The organism is Xanthobacter sp. BG11Y11_SDJG (assembly GCF_057364445.1).
The window spans coordinates 1-7,579 of the sequence record NZ_JBNFNU010000198.1 but is presented as its reverse complement, the minus strand read 5'-3'; the positions used below and the strand labels follow the sequence as shown (position 1 = coordinate 7,579).

The window sequence follows — 7,579 nt, the reverse complement described above, 5'->3', positions numbered from 1 at the left end:
CGGCCGCAGTGGGGGTGTGGCCATCGATAAACACGGTCCCAGGCCGGGGCGGAGGCGCGCCGAAAACGGCGCGCCTGCCGGCGCCGGTTCAGCCGGCCTCGCCGTAGAACCACCGCGTCGGCGCCAGCGCCAGCCAGGGCACGTAGGTGCAGATCATCAGAACCAGGAGCAGCACCGCGATATAGCCGAGATTGGCCTTGGTGGTCTTCCAGATGTCCGACTTGGCGATGGCGCAGGCGGCGATGAGCACCGACGCCACGGGCGGCGTCTGCTGGCCGATGGCGAGGTTCAGCGTGAGCACCAGGCCGAAATGCACCGGATCGATGCCCACCTGCTGGATCAGCGGCAGGACGATCGGCACCGTGAGGATGATGGCCGCCGCCGAATGCAGGAACATCCCGAGGATCAGGAAGAAGATGTTCAGCAGCAGCAGCACCATGTAGGGGTTGGTGGTGTATTCGAGGATCGAGCCGGCGAGCGCCTGCGGCACCCGCGCCTCGGTCAGGAACACGCCGATGAGGGCGGAGGACGCCACCAGCAGCATCACCACGGCGGTCTGCAGCGCGGCGTCCACCAGCGACTTGTAGAGGTCGCGCAGGGTCTGCTCGCGATAGATCACGGTGGAGATGAAGAGCGCCGCCACCACCGCCACCGCCGCGCCTTCGGTCGCGGTGACGAAGCCGCCGAAGATGCCGCCGAGGATGATCACCGGCAGCATCAGCGCCCAGGCCGCCTCGCGGAATGCGGTGCCGAGCTTGGACAAAGAGAAGCGCTGCTCCACCGGGAAATTGTACTTGCGGGCGTAGAAATAGCTGGCGATGGCGAGGCCGGCGCCGCCCAGAAGCCCCGGCAGCAGGCCGGAGATGAACATCTTCACCACCGAGACCTGCGCCATCACCGCATAGAGGATCATGGGGATGGAGGGCGGCAGGATGATCGCGAGGCTGGCCGAGGAGGACGAGATGGCGGCCGCCACCTCCTTGGAATAGCCGCGGCTCTTCATGGCCGGGATCAGCAGCGTGCCGAGCGCGGCGACGCCGGCGACCGCCGAGCCGGAAATCTCGGCGAAGAACATGGAGGCGCCCACCGTCACCATGGCGAGGCCGCCGCGGATGAAGCCGAGCATCGCCGAGGCGAGGTTCACCAGGCGCCGCGAGATGGACGACGAGTTCATGATGCCGCCGGCGAAGATGAAGAGCGGGATCGCCAGCAGCGGGAAGTTGGTGGCGCCCTCGAACATCACCAGCGGAACGTTGGGCAGCATGGCCGCCCCTTGCGTGATCCAGATCGCCGCCACCGCCACCACGGCGAGCGCGACCGCGATGGGCACGTTGAGCAGCACCATGCCGAACAGGCCGGCGAGCATGTATCCGAGCGTGGCGGTCATCGCGCGCGGCCTCCTTCGGCCAGGCCGGAGGAAAGGGGCTTGGGTGGGGCGGACGCGCGATCGGGCGCCGCGTCGCCGGGCGCCTCCACGCCGACGCTCTCCAGCGCCTCCTTGAGTTCGTGGTCCTCGAAGCCGTGGCCGCGCGCGGCGGCGAGCACCTCGGGCAGCCGCAGCAGTTCGGCGATGATGAACAGCACCGCCGCGATGGGCAGCGCCGACTGGGTGAGCTGCTGCGACACGTCCGGCAGCGAGACCAGGGTGGAGCCCTGCAGGATCATCACCACCTCGGTGCCGTAGATGGCGAGCAGCGCGAAGAAGCCGATGACGATCGCCTCGGACAGAAGCGTCACCGCCACCCGGAGGTTCGGCGAGAACGCATTGACGATGCCGGGAAAGCCGATGTGCGCGCCGCGCAGCGCGGCCAGCGCACTGCCGTAATAGGTGAGCCAGGCGAGGCCGATGGAGGCGATCTCGTCGTACCAGACGAGCGAGGCACCGAAGAAGCGGTAGACGAAGCCCATGACGAGGATGATCGTGAGCCCCGCCATGAGCGCGGCGGCGATCACCTCAAGGAACCGGTCGTAATATCTGCGGACGCTCTGCATGGGACGGGCTGCTCCGGCGAAGCTTGTCGCGGCGGGTGGGGACGCAGCCGCCCGGCTGCGGCCGCTGCGCCTCCCCGCAAGGCGGGGAGGCGAAGTCGTGGGGGTGGGCCGCGGCGAAGCCGGGGGCGGCCTTCGCGCGTCAGGAGCCCTTGCCGAGCGCCAGCGACTTGTCGATCAGCGCCTGGCCGCCGTTCACCTGCTTGGCGAACTCGTCATAGACCGGCTTGGAGGCGGCGATGAAAGCGGGCTTGTCGGCCTCGTTCACCTGCATGCCGGCGGCCTTCAGCTTCTCCAGCAGTTCGCCGTCGAGGCGGGCGCGATCTCGAGCGCCACGGGCTCCATCTCGATCGCGGTCTCCTCCAGCGCCTTGCGCACGTCCGGCGGCAGGCTCTGCCAGGAGCGGCCGGCGGTGAGGTAGGCCGGCGTATAGACGTGGCCGGTGAGCGAGAGATATTTCTGCACTTCCTGGAAGCGCGAGGGATAGATCTGCGCGAACGGGTTCTCCTGGCCGTCCATCACGCCGGTCTGGAGCGCGACGAACACCTCCGACAGCGCCATCGGGCTCGGCGTCGCGCCATAGGCCTGGAACATCTTCACCCGCCACACGCCCTTGGGCACGCGCAGCTTGATGCCCTGGAGGTCGTCGGGCTTCACGATCGGCCGCTTGTTGTTGGTGATGTGGCGGACGCCGTTCTCCCAGGTGGCGATGATGGTGTAGCCGGCCTTCTGGGCGATCGGCACCAGCGTCGGCTTGATGACCTCGTCGCGGATGCGCGCGGCGTGGGCGCGGTCCTTCACCAGATAGGGCATCTCGAACACGCCGAACTCGGGCGCGACCGTGGTCATCACGGTGGAGGGCAGCGCGAGATCGATGGTGCCGAGCTTCAGCTTCTTCAGCATCTCGTCGTCGCCGCCGAGCTGGCTCGATCCGAACACCACCACCTTCGCCTTGTCGCCGAGCTTGGCGTTGGCGCGCTTGGCGAATTCCTGGCTGGTCTGGTCGAAGAGCGAGCCCGGCTCGCCCACATGGCCGAGCTTGATCTCGGTCTGGGCAATGGCCGCCGTGGCGGCGAATGCGCCGGCCGCGGCCAGCATGAGGGTGGTGAACAGTCTCATTGGCGTCTCCTCCGTTCCTCGCGCGGGCCGGTTCCGGCCCCGCGCCCGGCATCTTCGGCCGGTGCGCTTCAAGTGAATTATGAATGCAGAAATCGGAAAGGCAAGGATACAAAGCCTCCCGCCTTTATTCCGCAGCCTCCTTCAGAGCCGGTTGGGACTTGGCGGCGGCCACCGAACGCGCCAGCACCTGCGCCACATGTACCGCTTGGCGCGCCGTGCCGTCGGCGATCTGGTGGCGGCAGGAGGTGCCGTCCGCCACCACCACCGTGTCCGCATCCGCCGCCCGCACCGCCGGCAGCAGCGACAGCTCGCCCATGGCCTTCGACACGCCGACGGTCTCCGCGCCGTAGCCGAACGCGCCGGCCATGCCGCAGCAGCTGGTCTCCACGGCCTCGACGCTGAGGCCCGGGACGAGGCGCAGCGTCTGTTCCACCGCGCCCATGGCGGCGAAGCTCTTCTGGTGGCAGTGGCCGTGCAGCAGCGCGCGCGGGCCGATGGGCGCGAGGTCGAGCGCGAGGCGCCCCGCCTTCGCCTCGCGGGCGAGGAATTCCTCGAACAGCAGCGCCGAGGCGGCGAGCTTCTCGGATGCCGGGCCGGGCAGGAGCGCCGGCACCTCGTCGCGGAACGAGAGCAGGCAGCTCGGCTCCAGGCCGATCACCGGCACCCCTTCCGCCAGCCGGGGCCCAAGCGCGTCGAGCACGCGCTGCGCCTCCCTCTTCGCCTCGTCCACCGCGCCGATGGACAGGAAGGTGCGCCCGCAGCACAAAGGCCGGGACGAGCCGTCGGCCGGCCGGGCGATCTCCACCCGGTAGCCGGCGGCGGTGAGGACGGCGAGGGCGGCGTCCAGATTTTCCCGCTCGAAGTAGCGGTTGAAGGTGTCCGCCAGCAGGATCACCGGCGCCCCGTCCACCGGCCCGAAGGCGGCGGGGGTATCGGCGAACACGTCGCGCCGCCAGCGCGGCAGCACCCGCTCGGCGGCAAAGCCGGTGACGCGCTCGGCGAGCTTCGCCAGACCTGGCACGCGGTCGCGCAGGTTGACGAGCCCCGGCACCTTCGCGGCGAACGGCGCATAATGCGGCAGGAAGCCGACCAGATAGTCCCTGATCGAATGGCCGAAACGCGCGGCGCGGGCAGCGAGCGCCTCGATCTTGAAGCGCGCCATGTCGACGCCGGTGGGGCATTCGCGCCGGCAGCCCTTGCAGGAGACGCAGAGCTTCAGCGTCTCCATCATCTCGTCCGAGGTGAAGGCGTCCTCGCCCAGCTGGCCGGAGAGGGCAAGGCGCAGCGTGTTGGCGCGCCCGCGCGTCACGTCTTTCTCGTCCCGCGTTACCCGGTAGGACGGGCACATGGTGCCGCCGGAGAGCTTGCGGCAGGCGCCGTTGTTGTTGCACATCTCCACCGCGCCCTGAAGGCCGCCGGAGGCGCCGGGAAAGGCGGACCAGTCGAGACGGGTCTTCACCTCGACGGGGTGATAGTGCGGCCCGTAGCGGAACAGCGTCCGGTCGTCGAACTTCGGCGCGTCGACGATCTTGCCCGGGTTCAGCAGGCCGCGCGGGTCGAACGCGCGCTTCACCGCGCCGAACGCCGCGACGAGGCGGCTGCCGAACATGAATTCGTGGAACTCCGAGCGCACGATGCCGTCGCCGTGCTCGCCCGAATGGGAGCCCTTGTAGGCGCGCACCAGCGCGAACGCTTCCTCGGCGATGGCGCGCATGCGCTTCACGTCGAGGTCCTGGCGCAGGTTCAGCACCGGGCGCACGTGCAGGCAGCCGACGGAGGCGTGGGCATACCAGGTGCCGCGCGTGCCGTTCTTCTCGAACACCTCCGTCAGCCGCGCGGTGTAGTCGGCGAGGTGCTCCAGCGGAACCGCGCAATCCTCCACGAAGGACACCGGCTTTCCCTGGTCCTTCATGGACATCATGATGTTGAGGCCGGAGGTGCGCACGTCGGCGATGGCGGCCTGGAGCGCCGGCTGGGTGACATCCACCACCCCGCCCCAATGGGCGCCGGTGCGGTCCCAGCCGAGGCCGATATCGCCCATCAGGTCGTGCAGGCGCGCGAGGCGGCGGGCGTTCTCCGCGTCGTCCTCGGCGAACTCCACCAGGAGGATCGCCTCCGGCCGGCCGCGCACGAAGGCGTCCAGCGTGGGGCGGAACATGGCGATGTCGGAGGCCAGATCCAGCAGCGTGCGGTCCACCAGCTCCACCGCGATGGGGCCGAGCTTGACGATGTGCTGGGCCGCATCCATGGCGGCATGGAAGGAGCCGAAATGGCACGCCCCCACCGCGCGCCGGCCCATCAGCGGCCAGAGCTTCAGCTCGATGGCGGTGGAGAAGCCGAGCGTGCCCTCCGAGCCCACCAGCACATGGGCGAGGTTGATCTCGGAGGCCGGCACCAGCGCATCGAGATTGTAGCCGCCGACCCGGCGCTGCACCTTGGGGAAGCGCGCCGCGATCTCGTCCGCCTCACGCGCGCCGAGCGCGGCAAGGGTCTCGGCGAGCGGGCGCAGGGGCGCGGTGGCGGACAGGTCCGAGAGGTCGCCCTTCACCGGGCCGAAACGCGCCTTGACGCCGCTCGCCAGGAGCGCGTCGACGGCCACCACGTTGTCCCGCGTGGTGCCGTAGCGCAGCGAGCGCCCGCCGCAGGAATTGTTGCCCACCATGCCGCCGATGGTGGCGCGCGAGGCGGTGGAGACGTCCACCGGGAACCACAGACCGTGCGGGCGCAGCTGCCGGTTCAGCTCGTCGAGCACGATGCCCGGCTCCACCACCGCGCGGCGGCCGGAAACGTCCAGCTCCAGGATCGCGGTGAGATGGCGCGAGCAGTCGACGATGAGGCCGGTATTGATGGTCTGCCCGCACTGGGAGGTGCCGCCGCCGCGGGCGGTCACGGGCACCTTCTCCTCCAGGGCGATGGCGACCGCGCGCTCGGCCTCGGCCCGCGTCTTCGGCACCACGACGCCGGCGGGCATCTGCTGGTAGGCCGACGCGTCGGTGGCGTATCGTCCCCGGCTGAAGCGGTCGAACAGGACCTCGCCGGCGAGCTCCGCCTTCAGCCGCCGCTCAAGGCCGGGTTCCACGATCCGTGCCACGGTCGCCGCCATTCCTGGAACGCTCCCAGAAAAAGTGTTCTTGACTGTTTTTTGCATTCATAATTCATTTTGGCAAGCCAGAAGGGAACCACCCCTCATTCGGAGGCCCGCCTCATGCCGTCCAATTCCGCCCGCGTCGCAGGCCGACATTTCCTGCAGATCCCCGGCCCGACGCCGGTGCCGGACCGCATTCTGCGCGCCATGGACATGCCGGTGCTCGACCATCGCGGGCCGGAATTCCAGAAGCTCGGCCGGCGGGTGCTGGAAAACGTCAAGACCGTGTTCAAGACCCGCGCCCCGGTCATCATCTACCCCGCCTCGGGCACGGGCGCATGGGAGGCGGCGCTCTCCAATTGCCTCTCCCCCGGCGACAAGGTGCTGATGTACGAGACCGGCCATTTCGCCACACTGTGGCGCAACATGGCGGCCAAGCTCGGGCTCGACCCGGTGTTCATCGGCTCCGACTGGCGCCAGGGCGCGGATCCGGAGGCCATCGGCGCGGCGCTCGCCGAGGACAAGGCGCACGCCATCAAGGCCGTGTGCGTGGTGCACAACGAGACCTCCACCGGCTGCGTCTCGCCCATCGCCAAGGTGCGCAAGGCCATCGACCAGGCCAACCATCCGGCGCTGCTGCTGGTGGACACCATCTCCTCGCTCGCCTCCATCGACTATCGCCACGACGAATGGGGCGTGGACGTCACGGTGGCGGGCTCGCAGAAGGGGCTGATGCTGCCGCCGGGCCTGTCCTTCAACGCCGTGAGCGAGAAGGCGCTGGCCGCCGCCAAGGCCGCGCGCTCACCGAAGCTGTTCTGGTCCTGGGAGGAGATGCTGCCCGCGAACCGCGCCGGCTACTTCCCCTACACGCCCGCCACCAACCTGCTCTACGGCCTCGATGCGGCGATCGACATGGTGCACGAGGAGGGGCTGGAGAACGTGTTCGCCCGCCACGACCGCCATGCGGCGGCGACGCGCGCGGCGGTGGAGGCCTGGGGCCTGGAGGTGCTGTGCCGGGTGCCGGAGCACTATTCCTCCTCGCTCACCGCGGTGCTGGTGCCGGACGGGCACGACGCCGACGCCTTCCGCGCCCGGCGCTGGAGGCGTTCGACATCTCGCTCGGCACCGGGCTGACCAAGCTCGCCGGCAAGGTGTTCCGCATCGGCCATCTGGGCGACACCAACGACCTCACCATCCTCGGCGCGCTGGCGGGGGTGGAGATGGGGCTGGAGCTGGCCGGCATCCCACACCGGAAGGGCGGCGTCGCCGCCGCCATGGCGCACTTCACCGCCGCCGCCAAGGACGCTTTGCCCCCGGGCGGCGGAATAGCGGAGCGGCGGGCGCGCTGTTCCGTCCCCGGGGCGGGGGGTAGGGAACGCGAGAACG

At 69.6% G+C, this 7,579-nt stretch carries 5 protein-coding genes and 1 pseudogene; 1 reads left to right on the top strand and 5 read right to left on the bottom strand.

Features of this window, described 5'->3' with window-relative positions:
* Nucleotides 1-88: 88 nt before the first annotated feature.
* The 5 genes from AC2W7M_RS15595 to AC2W7M_RS15575 form a co-directional block, all read right to left on the bottom strand.
* The gene (locus tag AC2W7M_RS15595; protein WP_486133141.1) at nt 89-1,387 is read right to left on the bottom strand and encodes a TRAP transporter large permease; all 1,299 of its coding nucleotides are present in this window, start codon (nt 1,385-1,387) and stop codon (nt 89-91) included.
* Nucleotides 1,384-1,992, bottom strand: a complete 609-nt coding sequence (locus AC2W7M_RS15590; RefSeq protein WP_486133140.1) for a TRAP transporter small permease — start codon at nt 1,990-1,992, stop codon at nt 1,384-1,386. Before AC2W7M_RS15590 ends, AC2W7M_RS15595 begins: the two co-directional genes overlap by 4 nt.
* A gap of 139 nt (nt 1,993-2,131) precedes the next feature.
* Nucleotides 2,132-2,263 carry a hypothetical protein gene (locus tag AC2W7M_RS15585; protein WP_486133139.1) on the bottom strand — a complete coding sequence of 44 codons (132 nt, stop codon included), beginning with the start codon at nt 2,261-2,263 and terminating at the stop codon, nt 2,132-2,134.
* 11 nt (nt 2,264-2,274) lie between these two features.
* On the bottom strand, nt 2,275-3,108 hold the full coding sequence (locus AC2W7M_RS15580) for a TRAP transporter substrate-binding protein (protein ID WP_486133138.1): 834 nt from the start codon (nt 3,106-3,108) through the stop codon (nt 2,275-2,277).
* A gap of 124 nt (nt 3,109-3,232) precedes the next feature.
* Nucleotides 3,233-6,211, bottom strand: coding sequence for an FAD-binding and (Fe-S)-binding domain-containing protein (locus AC2W7M_RS15575; protein WP_486133137.1), 2,979 nt, complete (start codon nt 6,209-6,211; stop codon nt 3,233-3,235).
* Nucleotides 6,212-6,313: 102 nt separating this feature from the next.
* Here AC2W7M_RS15575 and AC2W7M_RS15570 point away from each other — a divergent pair.
* Nucleotides 6,314-7,579: pseudogene (locus AC2W7M_RS15570) on the top strand (pyridoxal-phosphate-dependent aminotransferase family protein); the annotation flags it as partial.

Coding starts and splice junctions, on each gene's coding strand:
- AC2W7M_RS15595 (WP_486133141.1), bottom strand. CDS start 1,387: ATGACCGCCACGCTCGGATACATGCTCGCCGGCCTGTTCGGCATGGTG.
- AC2W7M_RS15590 (WP_486133140.1), bottom strand. CDS start 1,992: ATGCAGAGCGTCCGCAGATATTACGACCGGTTCCTTGAGGTGATCGCC.
- AC2W7M_RS15585 (WP_486133139.1), bottom strand. CDS start 2,263: ATGCAGGTGAACGAGGCCGACAAGCCCGCTTTCATCGCCGCCTCCAAG.
- AC2W7M_RS15580 (WP_486133138.1), bottom strand. CDS start 3,108: ATGAGACTGTTCACCACCCTCATGCTGGCCGCGGCCGGCGCATTCGCC.
- AC2W7M_RS15575 (WP_486133137.1), bottom strand. CDS start 6,211: ATGGCGGCGACCGTGGCACGGATCGTGGAACCCGGCCTTGAGCGGCGG.